Raw genomic sequence first — 18,489 nt, forward strand, 5'->3', positions numbered from 1 at the left:
CGTCACGCTGGCAAGCGAAGTGGTGGCACATCTGCCGAATGTTGAAGTGGTGGGATTCAGTGACTTGATGGCTAACTTTGCCAGAGCGCAGCAGGCCAATGTGCTGGTGCGTGGCCTGCGGGCGGTGTCTGATTTTGAGTACGAGTTGCAACTGGCGCATATGAACCGTCACCTGATGCCCACGCTGGAAAGCGTATTTTTGATGCCTTCCGAAGCCTGGTCCTTTATCTCTTCATCCCTGATGAAAGAGGTGGCGCGCCACGGAGGGGAAGTCCAGGCGTTCCTGCCCACCCCGGTGTACGAGGCACTGAAAGCGAAACTCTGAGCAGAGCGGCTTACTGCTGGCAGTGACGGCAGAAAAAGGTGCTGCGCTGCCCGTGTTTACTGCTCTCGATTGGCATGCCGCACTGTCGGCAAGGCTCACCCGCACGGCCATAAACCTGCAGTTCCTGCGCAAAATATCCTGGCTTACCGTCACTTTGTAAAAAGTCGCGCAGGGTGGTACCACCTTGCTCAATAGAACGCAGCAGGACCGCTTTGATGGTGGCAACCAGCAGCCCGGTGTCGGCTTCAGTTAAGTCCATCGCAGGACGATCGGGTAAGATCCCCGCCACAAATAGCGATTCGCTGGCATAGATATTCCCCACGCCCACCACCACTTTGTTATCCATCAGCCAGGGTTTGACCGCTGTACGCTTACCCCGCGATTTTTCAAACAGATACGCGGCTGAAAAATCCTCGCTACGCGGCTCTGGCCCCAGATGCGACAGCACAGAGCTAGCGGCAAGGTCAGGGCACCACAACCAGGCACCAAAGCGACGTGGATCGGTATAACGCAGTACCTTACCGTTGCTCATGACAAGATCAACATGATCGTGCTTCGCCGCAGGCAGATCTTCCGGCAATACGCGCAGGCTACCTGACATCCCAAGATGTACGATGATCCAGCCTGTTGGCAGCTCCAGCAACAGATATTTAGCACGCCGCTGGATGCTCAGAACGGGCTGGTCACTCAGAGCATGGATTTCTTGCGAAACAGGCCAGCGAAGGCGGGAATTGCGCACCACGGCATGCAGAATCGTAGCGCCAACAAGATGTGGCTCAATCCCGCGTCGACTGGTTTCGACCTCTGGTAACTCTGGCATTGACTCGCCTCCGTAGCGCCTGGCCAATTTTTCACATTGCAACGTACTATACAGAAAACCCCAGAAACAAAAAAACCCGGCCGGAGCCGGGTTTTTCATCCACTGAGATTAATTACTTAATCTTAGCTTCTTTATAGATCACGTGCTGGCGGACAACTGGATCGAATTTCTTCAGTTCCAATTTTTCCGGCTTAGTACGTTTGTTCTTCGTGGTGGTATAGAAGTGACCTGTACCAGCAGAAGAAACCAGCTTGATCTTCTCACGAATACCTTTAGCCATGTTTCAGTTCCTTACCTTAGTACTTCTCACCGCGGGCACGGAGATCGGCCAAGACCGTATCAATACCCTTTTTATCAATTACGCGCATGCCATTGGCAGATACGCGCAGTGTAACGAAGCGCTTTTCGCTCTCAATCCAAAAACGATGAGAGTGCAGGTTCGGCAGGAAACGGCGTTTCGTCGCGTTCATTGCGTGGGAACGGTTGTTACCCGTTACCGGACGCTTGCCAGTTACTTGGCAGACTCGTGACATGTCTATTCTCCAAAAATCAAATCAGCTCGAGCTTTAAAAATAAGGTTCTGGCCGCCTCGTCAGGCTTATAGCCCATCCAGGCGAGTTCTATGTGAACCCGCTGAGTAGGCTCAAACGCCAAACCCGAGATTCTCAAAGGTGGCGTAGTATACGCCCTGAAGCGCGACCGCTCAAGTCCCGAACAGATAAAGATCCCTAAGGATCGCGTACATTTGTCCTTTTTGTTCAGGAAGCATCCGCTTTAGGCACTGTAATTCCAGAACTAAATCGTAAAACGGTTAAATAACAGCCGGCTCATTATAGCCACCCCCGTTCAGCAAAAGACACATACTCACCCCGTCCGATGACCATATGGTCAAGCACCCGGATATTCATCAGGTTACAGGCGCGCACAATTTGCTGCGTTATATCACGGTCGGCGCGGCTGGGCTCTGCCAGCCCGGATGGGTGATTATGCGCCAGAATGACCGCCGCTGCATTGCGTTTTAGCGCTTCACGTATAATCTCACGGGGATGCACTTCAACGCTGTTGATCGTGCCACTGAACATTTCGCTGGTATGAATGACCCGATGCTGATTATCAAAAAAGATCACCTGGAAAATTTCCCTTTCCCGATGCGCCAGCGAGCCGTTAAGAAAATCCAGCATCTGTTCAGCACTGCTGACGACCCGGTTTTCTAATGCCTGCTGGCAGGTAAAGCAGCGCCGGGCGAGTTCGGCCACCGCATTCAGTTGCGCATATTTTGCCATGCCAATACCGTGAATCGCCTGAAAATCTTCGGCGGGTGCCGTCATCAATTGGTGTAGCGAGCCAAATACGTCAAGCAAGCGCTGTGCCAGCGTCATCACGTGAACCCCACGCGCTCCGATGCGCAGGAAAATAGCCAGCAGTTCAACATCACTCAGCGTTTGTGCGCCACATTTCAACAATTTTTCACGCGGGGGTAACCCCATCCAGTTCTCATCCATCTGCCGTTTCTCCTTCCTGAAGATAAAAAAGCATGGCATTATATACAGTGGTTTCCTATTGCGATGTGCTGACTTTACGCGCCAGCTCGCAAAAATTGTGTGGTGCTAACCCGCCCGCCGGAGTGTGATAAAATAATCGTATTGCGGCGCGAGGGCACCGGGCAGGCTAAACAGAAGGCGAACAGCAACATGATGGGATTAACCGGAAAACGTATTGTTCTTGGCGTCAGTGGTGGTATCGCTGCCTATAAAACCCCTGAACTGGTACGCAGGTTACGCGACCGTGGCGCAGACGTACGTGTCGTCATGACTCACGCAGCGAAAGCCTTTATCACTCCTCTCAGTTTGCAGGCCGTATCAGGCTATCCGGTTTCCGACGATTTACTCGACCCGGCTGCTGAGGCCGCTATGGGGCATATTGAATTGGGGAAATGGGCAGACCTGGTCATCCTTGCCCCTGCAACGGCGGACCTGATCGCCCGTGTTGCCGCCGGTATGGCGAATGATCTGGTGACGACGCTTTGCCTCGCAACGGCGGCACCGGTGGCAATTGTCCCGGCAATGAACCAGCAGATGTACCGCGCACTCCCCACCCAGCATAATTTACAACTGCTGGCACAACGCGGAGTGCTGGTCTGGGGCCCTGACAGCGGCAGCCAGGCCTGTGGTGATATCGGCCCAGGACGTATGCTAGACCCGCTGGCGATTGTTGACCTGGCGGTAAACTGGGCTGCTCCCGTCAACGATCTGCAACATCTCAATATTATGATCACCGCCGGCCCGACCCGGGAAGCACTCGATCCGGTGCGTTATATCAGCAATCACAGCTCAGGAAAGATGGGGTTTGCTATTGCGGCGGCGGCGGCGCAACGCGGGGCCAGCATCACGCTGGTTGCGGGCCCGGTAACCTTGCCGACACCGGCAGGCGTTAACCGCATTGATGTTACTTCGGCGCTGGAGATGCAGCAGGCGGTGATGGCGCAGGCGGCCGATCAACAGATCTTTATCGGTTGTGCGGCAGTAGCCGACTACCGGGCCGCTGCGGTGGCGGAAGAAAAAATCAAAAAACAGGGCGAAGAAATCACCCTGCGAATGATAAAAAATCCCGATATTGTGGCAGGTGTTGCAGCGATGCCGCACGACAGACCGTATGTTGTAGGATTTGCCGCTGAAACCCAGAATGTGGAAGAATACGCACAACAAAAACGGGCGCGCAAGAATCTGGACTTGATCTGCGCCAATGATGTAGCCAAAACCGGGCAGGGTTTCAACAGTGACACCAATGCTCTTCACCTTTTTTGGCAGGAGGGAGATAAAGCCTTACCGCTCTGCGATAAGTCACTCCTTGGCCAACAGCTATTAGACGAGATTGTCAGCCTTTATGATGAAAAAAATCGACGTTAAGATTCTTGATGCGCGGGTCGGCACCGACTTCCCCCTGCCAACCTATGCCACGTCAGGTTCAGCCGGGCTTGATTTACGTGCCTGCCTGGATGAAGCTTTTGTGCTTGAGCCTGGGGTCACAACGCTGGTGCCAACAGGTTTAGCGATTCATATTGCTGACCCACAGTTGGCTGCCGTGATCCTGCCGCGTTCCGGGCTGGGGCATAAGCATGGCGTCGTACTGGGTAACCTGGTCGGTTTGATCGATTCCGATTATCAGGGTCAACTGATGGTTTCAGTCTGGAACCGTGGGCAAGACTCCTTTACTATCGAACCCGGCGAACGTATTGCGCAGATGGTTTTCGTGCCTGTCGTCCAGGCCGAGTTCAATCTGGTCAACGACTTTGACACCAGCGTGCGTGGTGAAGGTGGTTTCGGCCACTCTGGTCGCCAGTAATTCTCCACGGGCCACCCAACGATAATCTGAATTGACTTGCCGTGAACACACGTTCACGGACGTTGTGTGGGCCTTTGCCCGTTTTATGGTGATGTTTTCAGGGGTCTTTTAAGACATGGTAGAAAAGAAGAGTGCGAAAAGGAATCGCCGAGAAGAAATTCTACAGGCGCTGGCGCAAATGCTGGAGTCTGGTGATGGCAGCCAGCGCATCACCACCGCCAAACTGGCGGCGACTGTAGGGGTTTCTGAAGCGGCGCTTTACCGGCATTTTCCCAGCAAAACCAAGATGTTTGACAGCCTGATCGAATTTATTGAAGACAGCCTGATTACGCGCATCAATCTGATTCTGAAAGATGAAAAAGAGACGCTGCCGCGACTACGTATGATCACTCAGCTCATTCTGGGCTTTGGTGAGCGTAATCCGGGTTTAACACGCATTCTGACCGGACACGCGCTGATGTTCGAACAGGATCGCTTACAGGGCCGTATCAACCAGCTTTTTGAACGTATCGAAGTGCAGTTGCGCCAGGTGATGCGTGAGAAGAAAATGCGTGAAGGTGAAGGGTTTATTACCGATGAAACGCTGCTGGCCAGTCAGTTACTGGCATTTTGCGAAGGATTGCTGTCACGTTTTGTGCGTTCCGAATTTCGCTATCGCCCTACCGTCGACTTCGACGTACGCTGGCCGCTGCTGGCCGCACAACTCGTGTAATGTTGCGGGTCGACCAGAAAAACGGTCGCCCCGCACAACGACATCCCCTCAGATACCAAACTCACTGCGATAAGCGCGTACAGCAATCAGGTGATCGGCCATTTCTGGCTGTTCTTCCAGGTAAGCAATCAGTTCTTTCAGTGTGATAATCGAAATCACCTGACATCCGTAATCACGTTCCACTTCCTGAATCGCAGAGATTGCGCCACGTCCGCGCTCCTGGCGGTCGAGGGAAATCAACACGCCAGCCAGCGTCGCCTGATGTGCCGCGATAATTTCCATCGATTCACGAATAGCCGTGCCTGCGGTGATCACATCATCCACCAGCATGATTTTACCCTGCAACGTGCTACCCACCAGCGTGCCACCCTCGCCATGGGTTTTGGCTTCTTTGCGGTTAAAACAGTAGGGCACATCACGATCGTGATGATCGGCCAGAGCTACCACCGTTGTAGTCGCAATCGGGATGCCTTTATAGGCCGGGCCAAAGACCAGATCGAAATCGATACCAGAATCCACCAGTGCCTGGGCATAGAAACGGCCCAGCAGGGCAAGGTCACGCCCGGTATTGAACAGACCGGCGTTAAAGAAATAAGGGCTTTTGCGCCCTGATTTCAGCGTGAACTCACCAAACTTCAGCACCTGCTTGTTGATGGCGAATTCGATAAATTGGCGCTGCCAGGCTTTCATGTCGTTTTCCTCAGATGGGGGGCATAAAAAAGGCGACTTCATCGTCGCCTGAAAAAATCAGTTGGCCAGCGCCGCTTTTTGCGCTGCAACCAGAGTATCGATACCGCCTCGCGCCAGCTCCAGCAGCTTCAGCAGTTCGTCATGAGTGAACGGCTCACCTTCTGCGGTGCCCTGCACTTCAATCATGCGACCGTCTTCCGTCATCACCACGTTCATATCGGTTTCGGCGGCAGAGTCTTCAACGTACTCAAGATCGCACAGCGCCTCGCCGTTGACGATACCCACCGAGATAGCGGCGACCATACCCTTCATCGGGTTAGCCTTCAGCTTACCGATAGACACCAGGTGGTTCAGCGCATCAGCCAGTGCCACGCAGGCGCCGGTGATAGAGGCAGTACGGGTGCCACCGTCAGCCTGCAACACGTCACAGTCGAGGGTAATGGTGAATTCGCCCAGCGCCTTAAGGTCAATTGCCGCACGCAGTGAGCGGGCGATTAAACGCTGGATTTCCAGGGTACGACCACCCTGCTTCCCTTTCGCCGCTTCACGCGCATTACGGCTGTGGGTGGCACGTGGCAGCATGCCGTATTCGGCGGTGACCCAACCCTGGCCCTGACCTTTCAGAAAACGTGGTACGCCTTCATCAATGGTGGCGGTACACAACACTTTGGTATCACCGAATTCAACCAGCACAGAGCCTTCTGCATGTTTGGTGTAATGACGGGTCAGGGTGACGGGGCGCACCTGTTGTACGCTACGGCCTGATGGACGCATAATTTCTCTCCGGCTAGCTAAACATAATTGGCTGCGCATTATACGGATTTCGCCATGGATTGCCTATCGCAGGCGAAACTGAACGCGGTTTGTTATGAAAATAACGACTATTTAAACGTTAAAACAGCCAGATAGCGCCCGGCTGGATGTAAATCAAACTGAAATATGGCTAAATGCCTCTCATTAATCATTCTCATGCCGGACCTGCGTATGACCTCTGTTTTTCATTTTATTCTGGCCCTGGCCATTATCTGCTGCCTGGCGTTACTGTTTAGTAATGACCGGAAAAAAATTCGCCCACGTGTGCTATTGCAACTGGTGGTGATTGAAGCCGCCCTTGCCTGGTTCTTCCTGCATGCATCGGGCGGATTGACCGTTGTTACCGTCTTTTCAGGCTTCTTTGAAGTTCTGCTGAAATACGCCGCACAGGGAACCGATTTTGTCTTCGGCGGGATGAGCTCACAGGGGCTGGCGTTTATCTTCCTCGGCGTGCTCTGTCCTATTGTCTTTATATCTGCCCTGATCGGGATTCTGCAGCATCTTAAAATCCTGCCGCTGTTGATCAGGGGCGTTGGCACCGTTCTCTCCAAGGTTAACGGGATGGGCAAGCTGGAGTCATTTAATGCCGTCAGCACGCTGATCCTCGGCCAGTCGGAAAACTTTATCGCCTATAAGGGGATCCTGGCAGAGATTTCCCCACGTCGCCTCTACTCGATGGCAGCGGCCGCGATGTCCACTGTGTCGCTGTCGATTGTTGGCGCCTATATGTCGATGATTGAGCCGCGTTACGTCGTGGCAGCGCTAATCCTCAACATGTTCAGTACCTTTATCATCTTGTCGATTATCAACCCGACACCGATCGGTGATGAGCCGGAGATCCGTCTGGAAAAGCTGCACGAAGATCAGAGCTTCTTTGAAATGCTGGGTGAATACATTCTGGCTGGCTTTAAAGTGGCGATGATCATTCTGGCCATGCTGATTGGTTTTATCGCGCTAATTGCCGCGGTGAATGCCGTGTTCTCAGCCGTTTTCGGCATTAGCTTCCAGCAGATCCTCGGCTATGTGTTCTGGCCATTTGCGTGGCTGATTGGCATCCCGACCGCAGATGCCCTACCGGCTGCCAGCATTATGGCGACAAAGCTGGTGACGAACGAGTTTGTGGCCATGATTGAGCTGAAGAAAATCGCCGCAGAATTGTCGCCGCGCGGACTGGGTATTCTGTCGGTGTTCCTGGTCTCCTTCGCGAACTTTGCCTCTATCGGCATCGTCGCCGGGGCGATAAAAGGGTTGAATGAGCAACAGGGGAATGTGGTGTCACGCTACGGCCTGAAGTTGATTTATGGCTCCACGCTGGTCAGCTTGCTCTCCGCAGCCTTTGCCGGGCTGGTGCTGTAATCTCTATACCCGGCGTACTCGCGCCGGGTATTCTTGATTGAAATACAGGTCAGAACGCTACACAGGCCGCCGCATCCACCCGCATCACTGAATCCTGGGCAAAGCGCTGTTTATAAATGGCACGTAGTGTCTCAATCCCCTGTTCACTCGCTTTATCTGGAGCATGGATCAGCAGCAGCGCCTTGCTGTTTTCCCGCGCCAGTTTGCCATCATTTCCCAGCCACTGGCCTTTTGCCGCAAAGACAGTCAACCCTGCTTTGAAGCGAGGTGTGACTTCTGAATCAACAAACGTCTGCCATTCTGCCTCGGTGATAACGGCACCCTGCGGACGATTCAGACCGAAGTAAAGCGTGGTTTGCGTCATGGCGTCGCCCGTTGTACAGATCGGGGCGGTAATCTGGCTGGCATGCCGTGACGGTGTCGTGCAGCCTGACAGCGCCAGTACCAGAAGGGAAAATGTGAATACGCGCGGCATCATAGTGGGTCCTGAGGTGAGTGATGTTTCTTATTTCGGCATCTTAAGCTTCTGGCAACAAAACGTCAGCCAAAACACGACCATTTGACCGAATGCCTGTTAAGGCATCGTCAGCATCGCTATAATCGCGACATCTTTTCCTAATAACGGTACGCAAAATGATCCGCAGCATGACAGCTTATGCCCGACGCGAAACGAAAGGCGATTGGGGCAGCGCAGCCTGGGAGCTGCGTTCCGTCAACCAGCGCTATCTTGAAACCTATATCCGTCTGCCAGAGCAGTTTCGTGGCCTGGAACCGGTGATCCGTGAACGCATTCGTAATCGTCTGACCCGTGGGAAAATCGAAGTTAACCTGCGTTTCGACGCTGACCCGCGTGCCCAAAGCTCGCTGGTACTGAATGAAAAACTGGCCATCCAGCTGGTGCAAGCTGCCAACTGGGTCAAAATGCAGAGCGATGAGGGTGAAATCAATCCGGTCGATATCCTGCGCTGGCCTGGCGTGATGTCAGCCGAAGAGCAGGATCTGGATGCGATTTCTGCCCAGTTGCTGAAAGCGCTGGATGCTGCCATCGACGAATTTATTATTGCGCGTGAAAGCGAAGGCACGGCTCTGAAAGCGCTGATTGAACAGCGTCTGGAAGGGGTGAGCGCGGAAGTGATCAAAGTCCGTACGCATATGCCAGAAGTACTCAAATGGCAACGTGAACGACTGGTTACCCGCCTGGAAGAGGCGCAGGTACAGCTGGAAAATAATCGCCTGGAGCAAGAGCTGGTGATGCTGGCGCAGCGTGTGGACGTCGCGGAAGAGCTGGACCGTCTGGAAGCCCATGTGAAAGAAACCTATAACATCCTGAAGAAGAAGGAAGCGGTCGGCCGCCGCCTCGACTTTATGATGCAGGAGTTCAACCGTGAGTCGAACACGCTGGGATCAAAATCTATTAATGCTGATATCACCGCTTCTGCCATTGAGCTGAAAGTGTTGATTGAGCAGATGAGAGAACAGATTCAGAACATCGAATAATACGTGATCACTGTGTAAAAGAGCCCTGTTTACAGGGCTTTTTTTATGCGTTTTTCCCCACCGTCAGCAACTGTATCCCATTGATAACCCACTCCCTGGTGTCGTTCTTACGCGTCGCCACATAGACATCAATATTCAGTGATTGCGCAGCGTCATCCGTCAGAGTGCGGTAGCACAGACCCTGCTGATGAAAGGTGCACATCGATTGCGGCATCAGCGTCATCCCCTTACCCCGGGCAATGCTGGACAGCAGAACCAGCGAGTCGTCAGGCTCTTTGACCCGTTCAAGGGTGAACGATAAATGCCGGAAGTATGCTTCACATTTATCGTAATAGAGCGGATTGGCATGGCGCGGAAACCAGAACAGGGGCAGATCGGCAATATCGGCCAGAGCCACCTTATCTTGCAAACTGGCCGGGTGAGACGATGGCATAACCAGCAGCAGCGGCTCACGATAGATCCAGTGAAAACTAAAATCCTGTTCGCTGTGCAGACTTTTTTCACCGATGATCACCATATCCATCTGCCCTTTAGACAGTAATTGCAGCAGCTGAATGGACGTCAGGTTCTGGATATCAATCTCTTTATGGCTGAGAAACTGATTTATTCTGTCACTGACCTGCGGGATATTATCGAAGCTGAGTGTGCGCGTCAGACCCATACGCAGACGAGATTGCTCTGTATTCATTTCATCAACGCAGTGGGTGAGATCATTCATCAGCTGTGTCGCTTTAGGCACCAGTTTTCTGCCGCCTTCCGTCAGACGAACTTCATGAGTGTTACGGATAAAAAGCGCGCAGCCCAGCACCTCTTCCAGCAATTTTATTTGCCGGGTTAACGGCGGTTGCGTCATCCGTAACCGTTCAGCCGCTCGCCTGAAGTTAAGCTCCTGAGCCACTACGAGAAAGCACTGTAATTGCTTTATGCTGGGTAACTTATTATTAATGCTGTCCACGCGTTCTCCAAAGATTTAGGGGGCATTATTCAGTTTTCAGGCATCATTTCAATTCTCCCACCTAAGCGGTTGAGCACCATGTTAAACATTGATCCCTTTCATTCCCTCTTCGGTATAGCGACTGCCTTTAATCGCGATTTTACGGTGAATGTTGTTCAGCATCACAATATCTGACGCATCCAATACCAGATCAGCCGCTGCTGCATTCTCGACCAGATACTGTGCATTCTTCGTGCCGGGAATAGGGACTGTTTTTTCATACTGCGCCAGCAACCATGCCAGCGCAATCTGGCCCGAAGTGCAGCGATATTTTTGCGTTAAAGGCGTGATGGCATCAAGCAACTGACGGTTATGATCGAGATTATCCTGCTGGAAACGAGCGTTACTTCTGCGGAAATCCCCTTCCGGGAAGTCGCGATTATTCAGGTATTTCCCGGTGAGAAAACCACGTCCCAGGGGTGAATAGGGAACTAAACCAATGCCCAGTGTCTTGACCATCGGCAGGATGCTCTCTTCGATATCGCGGGTCCACAACGAATACTCCGTTTGCAGGGCAGTGACTGGAAACACAGCATGAGCTTTTTGCAGGGTCGTGGCCGAGACTTCACATAAGCCGATATGGCCGATTTTCCCCTCCTGCACCAGGCGGGACAAACAGTGCATGCTCTCTTCGATAGACGCGTCCTGATCGACCCGGTGAAGGTAAAACAGGTCGATTTTTTCCACCCCGAGGCGCTGCAAGGATTCATGGCAGCAGCGGACGATATAATCCGGATGGTTATTTATTTTTCGGGCATAAGCGGCGTCAGGGTCGCGATCGATGCCGCATTTGGTGGCCACTTTAAACTGTGCGCGTGTCCGGCTATCCAGCTGTGCTAAAAAATGCCCAATAAGGCGCTCATTGTGACCGCGGCCATACAGATTCGCGCTATCGATAAAATTAACGCCAGCCTCAGCCAGTTTACCCAGCAATGTTAAGGATTTTTGATCGTCCGTTTCGCCGTAAAATTCACTCAACCCCATCGCGCCAAAGCCGATAGCACTGACAGTGAGATCCTGAGCCAGTTGTCTTGTTTTCATAATCCCTCCATAAAATGAAATGCCATTCTTTCATGGGTGAGTGTCGACCTGAATTTCAATTAAGGTGATACCTTTCAGGTATCAGAATGCCAGGCCAAACAGCAATAGGAAGAACGTCTCTGACAAGGTAAACTATCCCCTTACTTTATTATGGATTTACTTGAGGATTATCATGGAAACGTTACCTCCTTGCCCAAAATGTCACTCAGAATATAGCTGGCAAGATGGCGCGATGCTCAACTGCCCGGAATGTGGCCACGTATGGGCTGATGGCACTGACGCCGCGACTGATGACGCACTGATTGTTAAAGATGCCAACGGCAACCTGCTGGCAGATGGCGATAGCGTCACGGTGATTAAAGACCTTAAGGTCAAAGGCAGTTCAACACCGCTGAAAATGGGCACCAAAGTAAAAAGCATTCGTCTGGTAGAAGGCGACCACAATATTGACTGCAAAATTGATGGTTTTGGCCCGATGAAATTGAAGTCTGAGTTTGTGAAAAAGAACTGATCCCAGCCAGTAGCCTTCGTGCTACTGGTTCACCTAACCTCACCCGCACGATTTGCCCTCAGGATTGAAGCTGCTAGTATCACAAGGCACCCGCTTTCGGTGTTAAGGGCGTGCGGCGCTCAACGGACCGGTTCAATATTCCCCAGGAGGCAGAGTGAACAAGACGTTAGGCGTTTTTTTCCCGCTTTATACCACTACCCTTTTAATGCTGCTCGGTTCGGGGTTGCTGACGACCTATGTTTCCCTGCGTCTGACATCGGCACATGTCTCCGGCGGGCTTATCGGGGCCATTATTGCAGCGAACTACATTGGCCTGGTGATCGGCGGCAAAGTGGGTCATTTTCTCATCGCCCGCGTCGGTCATATCCGTACCTATGTTTCCTGCGCCGGTATTATTACTGCTGCCGTGCTGTGCCATGGACTGACCGGGTTTATCCCGGCCTGGGTCGTGCTGCGGTTGATCATCGGTCTGTGCATGATGTGCCAATATATGGTGCTGGAAAGCTGGCTTAACGATCAGTCGGAATCTGAACAGCGTGGCAAAGTCTTTGGCTGCTATATGGTAGCGACCTATCTCGGCATGTCGCTCGGGCAGGTGGTACTGATGCTGCAAACCGATCTGGGCCTGAGTACATTGCTGTTAATCGCCCTCTGTTTCTCACTCTGTCTGGTGCCGATTGCCTTGACCACGCGAACTCACGCCCGACAGCTTTCCCCGGCCCCGATGGAGCTGCGGTATTTTATCGGTGCTATCCCTAAAGTGCTTGCAACCACCCTGGCCATTGGCATGCTGGTCGGCTCTTTTTACGGCCTGGCACCGGTTTACGCCAGTCAGCAAGATCTGACAACAGGTCAAACCGGTCTGTTTATGGCCATCGCTATTTTTGCCGGGCTGGTCGCACAGTTCCCTCTCAGTTGGTTGTCTGATCGCTATAACCGTACCCTGCTTATGCGCCTGAATGCCATTGTGCTGATTGTTGCGGCACTACCCCTGGCAATCCTGCCACACATCAGTTTCTCGCTGCTGCTGGGGCTGGGTTTTATCGTCAGTATGCTACAGTTTTCGCTGTATCCGCTGGCTGTCGCTCTGGCGAATGACCTGGTTGAACCGGAAAGACGCGTCTCACTGGCAGCGTGCCTGCTGATGGCCTTTGGTGTCGGCGCCAGTATTGGTCCACTGGTCGTAGGCCTGCTAATGGAGCCTCTGGGGGGCAATACGCTTTATGCCTTCTTTGCGCTTTGTGGCCTGATGATTGTCGGCCTGAGCAGAACAGTGAAGGAAGATGAGGCTCAATTTGTGGAGGATGCGCCCGTTCCGCATATTGCGATGCCAGACAGCCTGATGAGTTCTCCGCTTTCTCCGGCACTAAACCCGGCATTTGATGAACAGATGATTGAGGAAACGATGCCCTCTTTCGATAGTGAATCGCTGGAAGAGGAAGAAGCAACATCGGCACAGGGAGCCGATCCCGATGAAGAGACCGGCCTGAAAAAAGCCTGGGAAAAACTGTAAGTCGTTAGACTGACTGCTGAAGGGAAATAAAGTTTTCCGCATCGAGAGACCAGGCTTTGTCCTGTTCTCTCGCGAGGTCTGTTAATCACCTTGCGCATTTGGGTAGCTAACAAAATAAGAATAACTGCAATAGAAAAATAAATTATGACCATAAGTGAAATAGATGGAAGTCACTTTCCAACAAAATACTATTTTTACCTTACAACACTTAAAACTAGATTAACCCTTTTGCGTATGCATAGCGTATCAGTTCAATGTTAGAGGAAACACCCAGTCTACGCATCGCATTGTACTTTTGAGTGGAAATGGTGCTAATGGTTCTGTTTTGGCGCACTGCAATTTCTGACAAGGTATATCCAGAAGAGAATAGTCTTATCACTTCTAACTCTTTAGGCGTAAGAGGACTTCCCTTTTCCTTCCCTTTTATTAGATAATTCCTAATGTGGCTACATGATGTAGAAAAGAAATATCCTTGTTGTGTCATGACGTGTTGGCAAGCCATTACCGTTTCCTCTACAGGATCAGATTTGCTAACGATTGACTTTACGCCATAATCGCATGCACTTCTCAGAATGGCTGTATTACTTTGTGAGGTAAGTAGGACAACCTTCACATCTGGAAATCGCCCCTTTAGGGCACGAAGCTTGGCAAATCCATCCATCGTAGAACGGTCTGAACTCAATGAAAAATCAGTAATAACTATGTCTGTTGGTTTAGAAGCCAGACCCGACAATAAGTTTTTCCCACATATTGTTTCGTTTGAAACAACGAAAAAATCACTATTTTCGAACAGCATCTTTACCGAATATATGATATGTGGGTGGTCATCAGAGATTGCTATTGTGTGCCGGTTAGACATACTCCCTCCATGTAGATTATCATCACAGCCCTTAATAAACATACGGTCCATTAACAATTGCACGAAACATCTTAAGTGCGCTCAGTACGGAATGGCAAGCAATTTGCGTCAAATAACAGAAACCCATAAACAGACCTGCAATGAAAAAAACAAAAATTAATGATGGGAATTATAAATAGCCGGATACTTATAAGTAAAATCTGAACATTTTAGAACAAAAAGATCGTGAAATATAACTAGAAAATCAACTACGGAAAGACTTATTTATTAATCAATAATAATCAATAAAATCACACAGACTCTATGGTGATAACATCCACTTACACCTGTTCGTATTTCTCCTCCGCGCATTTATTGTTTTGCTAAGGTATTCACCATTAATGCCATCCCGTTGAGCCACCTCATCCGACAGAGCTCTCCCTGAGAAAATTTCAGTCGCCGTTTTGGCGCTAACCCCTTAGGATTGCGGCAGGTTTTAAGGAGATGGCAATGTTACTCACGGTCCTTTACATCATCGGTATTACAGCGGAAGCAATGACAGGCGCACTGGCGGCTGGTCGTCGCAAGATGGATATGTTCGGTGTAATCATCATCGCGTCTGTCACTGCGATTGGCGGGGGCTCAGTTCGCGATATGCTGCTTGGACATTACCCACTCGGTTGGGTGAAACATCCTGAATATATAATGATTGTTGCTGCTGCCGCCGTCATTACTACGCTGGCAGCCCCCCTGATGCCCCACCTTCGTAAGGTTTTTCTTGTCCTGGATGCATTAGGCCTGGTGGTATTTTCCATCATTGGCGCGCAGGTCGCGCTGGATATGGGGCATGCTGGAATTATTGCGGCCATCAGTGCCGTCGTGACGGGTGTGTTTGGCGGTGTTCTCCGCGATATGTTCTGCAACCAGATACCCCTGGTTTTTCAGAAAGAGCTTTATGCTGGTATCGCCTTCGCCTCCGGTTGGGTCTACATTTTGTTGCTTAAAACTGCGCTACCAATGGAAACTGTCATTATCATTACGCTGCTAGCCGGATTCATCGCTCGTTTGTTGGCCCTTCGTTTCAAACTGGGCTTGCCTGTATTCAATTACCCGCACGATGACCATTAATCTGACGATGTAGCCCGGGCGGTCGACTCCTCCAACCCATGAATAAGTTGCCGCACTTCTGGATGTTGTAGGAAATTGATAATTTTTTGCGCCAGCGCGCCACCAATACCAGGTAACGTCTGCCATTCCTCTACCGAGCGTGACAATAGCTGCGACCAGCTATCATCTGCGAGTGTATTCATGGCCTTCTCAGGGATCGGAACACCTAATGCCCGGACCCAACGCTTGAATGGCCGCTGTCGACTCAAGCGGAATTGCTGCCAGAAAAGATGAGCTCTCGCCTCCCCGATTCCAGGAACTACCTTCAGCTGTTCCAGCGACAATCCCAGCCATGAAAACAGGTGTGTTAGATAGCCCGACTGAAGCAACTGCTGCCAGCTCTGACGCCCCAACCCCGTCAGATTAAGCACAGACTTACTGCTCAACCATTCCAGCCGTGCAAGGAACTGCTGCCGACACTCAGGTGTCAGATGGAGGCAACTAAGTTGACTGAAATATGTCGCATCAGGAAACTGAGGATACTCTCGCTGCGCCACCCGCCACAGCACCTCATTCAGACGCGGGATCCCCTGGCCCGCCAGATCAATGCTCACATGGTCTCCGGCGATCACATTCCATTGCCGCCAGCGTGACACTGAGCCGACGTTCACCCGACTAATGCGCTTATCATCCAACTGTACTGGCTGCAGAATGAGCACCACATTCGTTTTTCCGGTACGGCCAACAGAAAATGCCACGGAACGGACTTCACTGGTCGCTTGCGGTGGGGGATATTTCCAGGCCACCGCCCAGCTTCCCAAGCCTGGTATCCAGTTCCATCCCTGTTCCGATGGGAGGCTATGTACCACAACACCATCGGTAACAAAGGACAACGGCTGATGGAACCAGTGTTCACGCCAGCTTTCGACCTCGTCTACGCCAGTCACTCTGTGCGTCCATTCACTGACATCGGGAAAACCCGCCTGACGCAGAGCCAACAGGCGCTGTGTTAAATTTTCCGGTCCGTCTGGCCATGCCCAGACAAACAGACCGATATGCGGCAGCACGTCGGCTGGTGTTTTTGCCATTAATGCTCCCGCCACAATTGAGCGGGCATTTCTCCCCCCATCAGTAGCCTGATGGTGATCGGTCATCTTGAGATACAACTCGCCCTGAAAAACCTGCTGCCTGGACAACAACGGAATCGTAAGGGGAATATCGTTAATCAACGCAGCTTTTGCCGTCCAGTCTTCGCCTTTCAGGCCGTTACCGCGACTGATCATCTTTACCAGTTTTCCCTGACGGTACATCAACGTAACCGCCACACCATCAATCTTCGGTTGTACCCAGAGTTCTCGCTTATTCATCATCCAGTGCGCTACATCATCCTTAGTGGACAGTTTTCGAACCCCAACATGGGCGACAGGATGTGGCACCTTACCATCGGTCGTCAGCAGTGGCGGGTGAGGTGCTAAGGTGGGATGAAAACAACGTTGCCACTGCTGTAACTTGCTGTGCAGAGCATCATAGTGCTCATCGGTTACCACGCTTTTCCCCTGACGATGGTAGAGGTCATCCCACTGCATGAGTTGGGCTTCAAGAGCCGCGATTTCCTCCTCAGCGCGTGTGGGTGCCCAGACCGGACACGTTGCCGAAACCCCGAGGCTCAAAAACCAGACCAGTAAAATCAGATAGTGCATCCCTACTTCTCCTGCACATTCAATGAATATCCGGCAGTAAAACGCAGCGAAGGCAAACTGGCGAGGGGGAAAGCGGGATGATGAGAACTGGCTTCAGGGGTTTCTGCGGCAGCACGCATCACCCAACAAAAACTTGCGAAACATTGTCCATTTCTACAGAAAAAGGCGTATTACCGGGCCTAAACGCTGCATCACGCGCTGCACCTGTGTATACTGTGCAGGAAGTAGACTCCGCTTTATTGGCATATCAAGAATAATCATGGCTCAAGGTACACTTTTTATTGTTTCCGCCCCCAGCGGCGCGGGTAAATCCAGTCTGATTCAGGCGCTGTTAAAAACGCAACCGCTGTACGATACTCAGGTATCTATTTCCCACACCACACGTGGGGTACGGCCGGGTGAGAATCACGGTGAGCACTACTACTTCGTCAATCACGACGAATTCCGCACCATGATCAGCGAAGATGCGTTCCTCGAACATGCTGAAGTGTTCGGCAATTACTATGGAACATCGCGTAAAGCGATTGAACAAGTGTTATCGACCGGCGTTGATGTGTTTCTTGATATTGACTGGCAGGGTGCAAAACAGATTCGCGAGAAAATGCCGGCAGCCCGCAGCATTTTTGTGCTGCCACCGTCGAAAGACGAGCTGGACCGCCGCCTGCGTGGCCGCGGCCAGGACAGCGAAGAAGTGATTACTAAACGTATGGCGCAGGCTGTTGCCGAAATGAGCCATTACGCAGAGTATGATTACCTGATCGTGAATGATGATTTCGATCTGGCCTTGTCCGATTTGAAAAACATTATTCGTGCAGAGCGTCTGCGCATGGCTCGTCAAAAAGCCCGTCATGATGCTTTAATCAGCAAACTATTGGCAGACTGAGGACAACTCAGTATGATGCCCAGTCATTTCGTCACCACCCGTGGAGTATCACACTTATGGCACGCGTAACCGTACAGGACGCAGTAGAAAAAATTGGTAACCGTTTTGACCTGGTTCTGGTAGCAGCACGTCGCGCACGTCAGATGCAGATTGGTGGTAAAGACCCACTGGTTCCTGAAGAGAACGACAAATCTACCGTTATCGCGCTGCGCGAAATCGAAGAAGGCCTGATCACGAATCAGATCCTCGACGTACGCGATCGCCAGGAGCAGCAAGAGCAGGAAGCCGCTGAATTGCAGGCTGTTACCGCTATCGCTGAAGGTCGTCGTTAATTCGCTTTGAAGGCC

At 51.7% G+C, this 18,489-nt stretch carries 22 protein-coding genes; 11 read left to right on the forward strand and 11 right to left on the reverse strand.

Annotation, left to right across the window (positions count from 1 at the left end; all coding sequences use genetic code 11):
- Positions 1-325, forward strand: a 325-nt coding sequence (gene coaD, locus WH279_RS10535; RefSeq protein ID WP_339456398.1) for a pantetheine-phosphate adenylyltransferase, incomplete at its 5' end; no start/stop codon positions are given.
- Positions 326-335: 10 nt separating this feature from the next.
- Here the strand turns inward: coaD and mutM are convergent.
- The 4 genes from mutM to radC all read right to left on the reverse strand — a co-directional run bounded on the left by mutM (position 336) and on the right by radC (position 2,647).
- Entirely contained in the window at positions 336-1,145 is an 810-nt protein-coding gene (gene mutM / locus WH279_RS10540; protein WP_339456400.1) for a bifunctional DNA-formamidopyrimidine glycosylase/DNA-(apurinic or apyrimidinic site) lyase, read from the reverse strand.
- Positions 1,146-1,257: 112 nt separating this feature from the next.
- The gene (gene rpmG / locus WH279_RS10545) at positions 1,258-1,425 is read right to left on the reverse strand and encodes a 50S ribosomal protein L33 (protein WP_001051798.1); all 168 of its coding nucleotides are present in this window, start codon (positions 1,423-1,425) and stop codon (positions 1,258-1,260) included.
- Between the two features lie 16 nt (positions 1,426-1,441).
- Positions 1,442-1,678: a 50S ribosomal protein L28 gene (gene rpmB / locus WH279_RS10550; protein WP_062746922.1), complete on the reverse strand. Its 237-nt coding sequence runs from the start codon at positions 1,676-1,678 to the stop codon at positions 1,442-1,444.
- A 297-nt stretch (positions 1,679-1,975) separates the two neighbouring features.
- The gene (radC, locus tag WH279_RS10555; RefSeq protein WP_339456410.1) at positions 1,976-2,647 is read right to left on the reverse strand and encodes a RadC family protein; all 672 of its coding nucleotides are present in this window, start codon (positions 2,645-2,647) and stop codon (positions 1,976-1,978) included.
- 189 nt (positions 2,648-2,836) lie between these two features.
- Between radC and coaBC the strand changes: the two genes are divergently transcribed.
- The 3 genes from coaBC (at position 2,837) to slmA (ending at position 5,199) form a co-directional block, all read left to right on the forward strand.
- Positions 2,837-4,051, forward strand: a complete 1,215-nt coding sequence (gene coaBC / locus WH279_RS10560; protein WP_339456412.1) for a bifunctional phosphopantothenoylcysteine decarboxylase/phosphopantothenate--cysteine ligase CoaBC — start codon at positions 2,837-2,839, stop codon at positions 4,049-4,051.
- A complete protein-coding gene (gene dut / locus WH279_RS10565) occupies positions 4,029-4,487 on the forward strand; it encodes a dUTP diphosphatase (RefSeq protein WP_133846449.1) in 459 nt (152 codons plus the stop codon). The genes coaBC and dut overlap by 23 nt, the downstream gene beginning before the upstream one ends.
- Before the next feature lie 115 nt (positions 4,488-4,602).
- A complete protein-coding gene (gene slmA / locus WH279_RS10570; RefSeq protein WP_200643463.1) occupies positions 4,603-5,199 on the forward strand; it encodes a nucleoid occlusion factor SlmA in 597 nt (198 codons plus the stop codon).
- Between the two features lie 48 nt (positions 5,200-5,247).
- On the opposite strand, the gene pyrE is transcribed toward slmA, so the two are convergent.
- Positions 5,248-5,889: an orotate phosphoribosyltransferase gene (pyrE, locus tag WH279_RS10575; RefSeq protein WP_339456417.1), complete on the reverse strand. Its 642-nt coding sequence runs from the start codon at positions 5,887-5,889 to the stop codon at positions 5,248-5,250.
- A gap of 57 nt (positions 5,890-5,946) precedes the next feature.
- The gene (gene rph / locus WH279_RS10580; RefSeq protein WP_339456419.1) at positions 5,947-6,663 is read right to left on the reverse strand and encodes a ribonuclease PH; all 717 of its coding nucleotides are present in this window, start codon (positions 6,661-6,663) and stop codon (positions 5,947-5,949) included.
- A 210-nt stretch (positions 6,664-6,873) separates the two neighbouring features.
- Between rph and WH279_RS10585 the strand changes: the two genes are divergently transcribed.
- Positions 6,874-8,058 carry a NupC/NupG family nucleoside CNT transporter gene (locus WH279_RS10585; protein ID WP_339456421.1) on the forward strand — a complete coding sequence of 395 codons (1,185 nt, stop codon included), beginning with the start codon at positions 6,874-6,876 and terminating at the stop codon, positions 8,056-8,058.
- Between the two features lie 49 nt (positions 8,059-8,107).
- Here the strand turns inward: WH279_RS10585 and WH279_RS10590 are convergent, their stop codons facing one another.
- Positions 8,108-8,536, reverse strand: a complete 429-nt coding sequence (locus WH279_RS10590) for a DUF3574 domain-containing protein (protein WP_339456423.1) — start codon at positions 8,534-8,536, stop codon at positions 8,108-8,110.
- Between the two features lie 155 nt (positions 8,537-8,691).
- Here WH279_RS10590 and WH279_RS10595 point away from each other — a divergent pair, with 155 nt between their 5' ends.
- Positions 8,692-9,555 (forward strand): YicC/YloC family endoribonuclease, encoded by an 864-nt coding sequence (locus WH279_RS10595; protein WP_339456425.1) that lies wholly within the window; start codon positions 8,692-8,694, stop codon positions 9,553-9,555.
- 43 nt (positions 9,556-9,598) lie between these two features.
- On the opposite strand, the gene WH279_RS10600 is transcribed toward WH279_RS10595, so the two are convergent.
- Positions 9,599-10,510 carry a LysR family transcriptional regulator gene (locus WH279_RS10600; protein ID WP_339456426.1) on the reverse strand — a complete coding sequence of 304 codons (912 nt, stop codon included), beginning with the start codon at positions 10,508-10,510 and terminating at the stop codon, positions 9,599-9,601.
- A gap of 81 nt (positions 10,511-10,591) precedes the next feature.
- On the reverse strand, positions 10,592-11,590 hold the full coding sequence (locus tag WH279_RS10605; RefSeq protein WP_339456428.1) for an aldo/keto reductase: 999 nt from the start codon (positions 11,588-11,590) through the stop codon (positions 10,592-10,594).
- A gap of 172 nt (positions 11,591-11,762) precedes the next feature.
- Here WH279_RS10605 and WH279_RS10610 point away from each other — a divergent pair, with 172 nt between their 5' ends.
- Both WH279_RS10610 and WH279_RS10615 read left to right on the forward strand, forming a co-directional pair.
- Complete coding sequence (locus tag WH279_RS10610; protein ID WP_339456430.1) at positions 11,763-12,101, forward strand: zinc ribbon domain-containing protein YjdM; 339 nt, start codon at positions 11,763-11,765, stop codon at positions 12,099-12,101.
- Between the two features lie 154 nt (positions 12,102-12,255).
- Positions 12,256-13,614: an MFS transporter gene (locus WH279_RS10615; protein WP_339456432.1), complete on the forward strand. Its 1,359-nt coding sequence runs from the start codon at positions 12,256-12,258 to the stop codon at positions 13,612-13,614.
- A gap of 214 nt (positions 13,615-13,828) precedes the next feature.
- On the opposite strand, the gene WH279_RS10620 is transcribed toward WH279_RS10615, so the two are convergent.
- Positions 13,829-14,473 carry a response regulator transcription factor gene (locus tag WH279_RS10620; protein WP_339456434.1) on the reverse strand — a complete coding sequence of 215 codons (645 nt, stop codon included), beginning with the start codon at positions 14,471-14,473 and terminating at the stop codon, positions 13,829-13,831.
- A gap of 489 nt (positions 14,474-14,962) precedes the next feature.
- Between WH279_RS10620 and WH279_RS10625 the strand changes: the two genes are divergently transcribed.
- Positions 14,963-15,580, forward strand: a complete 618-nt coding sequence (locus WH279_RS10625; RefSeq protein ID WP_339456436.1) for a trimeric intracellular cation channel family protein — start codon at positions 14,963-14,965, stop codon at positions 15,578-15,580.
- Here the strand turns inward: WH279_RS10625 and ligB are convergent.
- On the reverse strand, positions 15,577-17,259 hold the full coding sequence (gene ligB / locus WH279_RS10630; RefSeq protein ID WP_339456438.1) for an NAD-dependent DNA ligase LigB: 1,683 nt from the start codon (positions 17,257-17,259) through the stop codon (positions 15,577-15,579). The two genes, WH279_RS10625 and ligB, sit on opposite strands and share 4 nt — an antisense overlap.
- 259 nt (positions 17,260-17,518) lie before the next feature.
- Here ligB and gmk point away from each other — a divergent pair, with 259 nt between their 5' ends.
- Both gmk and rpoZ read left to right on the forward strand, forming a co-directional pair.
- Positions 17,519-18,142, forward strand: coding sequence for a guanylate kinase (gene gmk / locus WH279_RS10635; protein WP_200643474.1), 624 nt, complete (start codon positions 17,519-17,521; stop codon positions 18,140-18,142).
- Positions 18,143-18,198: 56 nt separating this feature from the next.
- Positions 18,199-18,474: a DNA-directed RNA polymerase subunit omega gene (rpoZ, locus tag WH279_RS10640; RefSeq protein ID WP_133846462.1), complete on the forward strand. Its 276-nt coding sequence runs from the start codon at positions 18,199-18,201 to the stop codon at positions 18,472-18,474.
- Positions 18,475-18,489: the final 15 nt, after the last annotated feature.

It is taken from the genome of Erwinia sp. MYb375 (assembly GCF_037479175.1).
In the GTDB taxonomy this organism is placed as follows: Bacteria; Pseudomonadota; Gammaproteobacteria; order Enterobacterales; family Enterobacteriaceae; genus Erwinia; species Erwinia rhapontici.

Coding starts and splice junctions, on each gene's coding strand:
- WH279_RS10585 (WP_339456421.1), top strand. CDS start 6,874: ATGACCTCTGTTTTTCATTTTATTCTGGCCCTGGCCATTATCTGCTGC.
- WH279_RS10590 (WP_339456423.1), bottom strand. CDS start 8,536: ATGATGCCGCGCGTATTCACATTTTCCCTTCTGGTACTGGCGCTGTCA.
- WH279_RS10595 (WP_339456425.1), top strand. CDS start 8,692: ATGATCCGCAGCATGACAGCTTATGCCCGACGCGAAACGAAAGGCGAT.
- radC (WP_339456410.1), bottom strand. CDS start 2,647: ATGGATGAGAACTGGATGGGGTTACCCCCGCGTGAAAAATTGTTGAAA.
- WH279_RS10605 (WP_339456428.1), bottom strand. CDS start 11,590: ATGAAAACAAGACAACTGGCTCAGGATCTCACTGTCAGTGCTATCGGC.
- coaBC (WP_339456412.1), top strand. CDS start 2,837: ATGATGGGATTAACCGGAAAACGTATTGTTCTTGGCGTCAGTGGTGGT.
- WH279_RS10610 (WP_339456430.1), top strand. CDS start 11,763: ATGGAAACGTTACCTCCTTGCCCAAAATGTCACTCAGAATATAGCTGG.
- slmA (WP_200643463.1), top strand. CDS start 4,603: ATGGTAGAAAAGAAGAGTGCGAAAAGGAATCGCCGAGAAGAAATTCTA.
- rph (WP_339456419.1), bottom strand. CDS start 6,663: ATGCGTCCATCAGGCCGTAGCGTACAACAGGTGCGCCCCGTCACCCTG.
- rpmG (WP_001051798.1), bottom strand. CDS start 1,425: ATGGCTAAAGGTATTCGTGAGAAGATCAAGCTGGTTTCTTCTGCTGGT.
- ligB (WP_339456438.1), bottom strand. CDS start 17,259: ATGCACTATCTGATTTTACTGGTCTGGTTTTTGAGCCTCGGGGTTTCG.
- WH279_RS10620 (WP_339456434.1), bottom strand. CDS start 14,473: ATGTCTAACCGGCACACAATAGCAATCTCTGATGACCACCCACATATC.
- gmk (WP_200643474.1), top strand. CDS start 17,519: ATGGCTCAAGGTACACTTTTTATTGTTTCCGCCCCCAGCGGCGCGGGT.
- WH279_RS10625 (WP_339456436.1), top strand. CDS start 14,963: ATGTTACTCACGGTCCTTTACATCATCGGTATTACAGCGGAAGCAATG.
- rpmB (WP_062746922.1), bottom strand. CDS start 1,678: ATGTCACGAGTCTGCCAAGTAACTGGCAAGCGTCCGGTAACGGGTAAC.
- rpoZ (WP_133846462.1), top strand. CDS start 18,199: ATGGCACGCGTAACCGTACAGGACGCAGTAGAAAAAATTGGTAACCGT.
- dut (WP_133846449.1), top strand. CDS start 4,029: ATGATGAAAAAAATCGACGTTAAGATTCTTGATGCGCGGGTCGGCACC.
- pyrE (WP_339456417.1), bottom strand. CDS start 5,889: ATGAAAGCCTGGCAGCGCCAATTTATCGAATTCGCCATCAACAAGCAG.
- mutM (WP_339456400.1), bottom strand. CDS start 1,145: ATGCCAGAGTTACCAGAGGTCGAAACCAGTCGACGCGGGATTGAGCCA.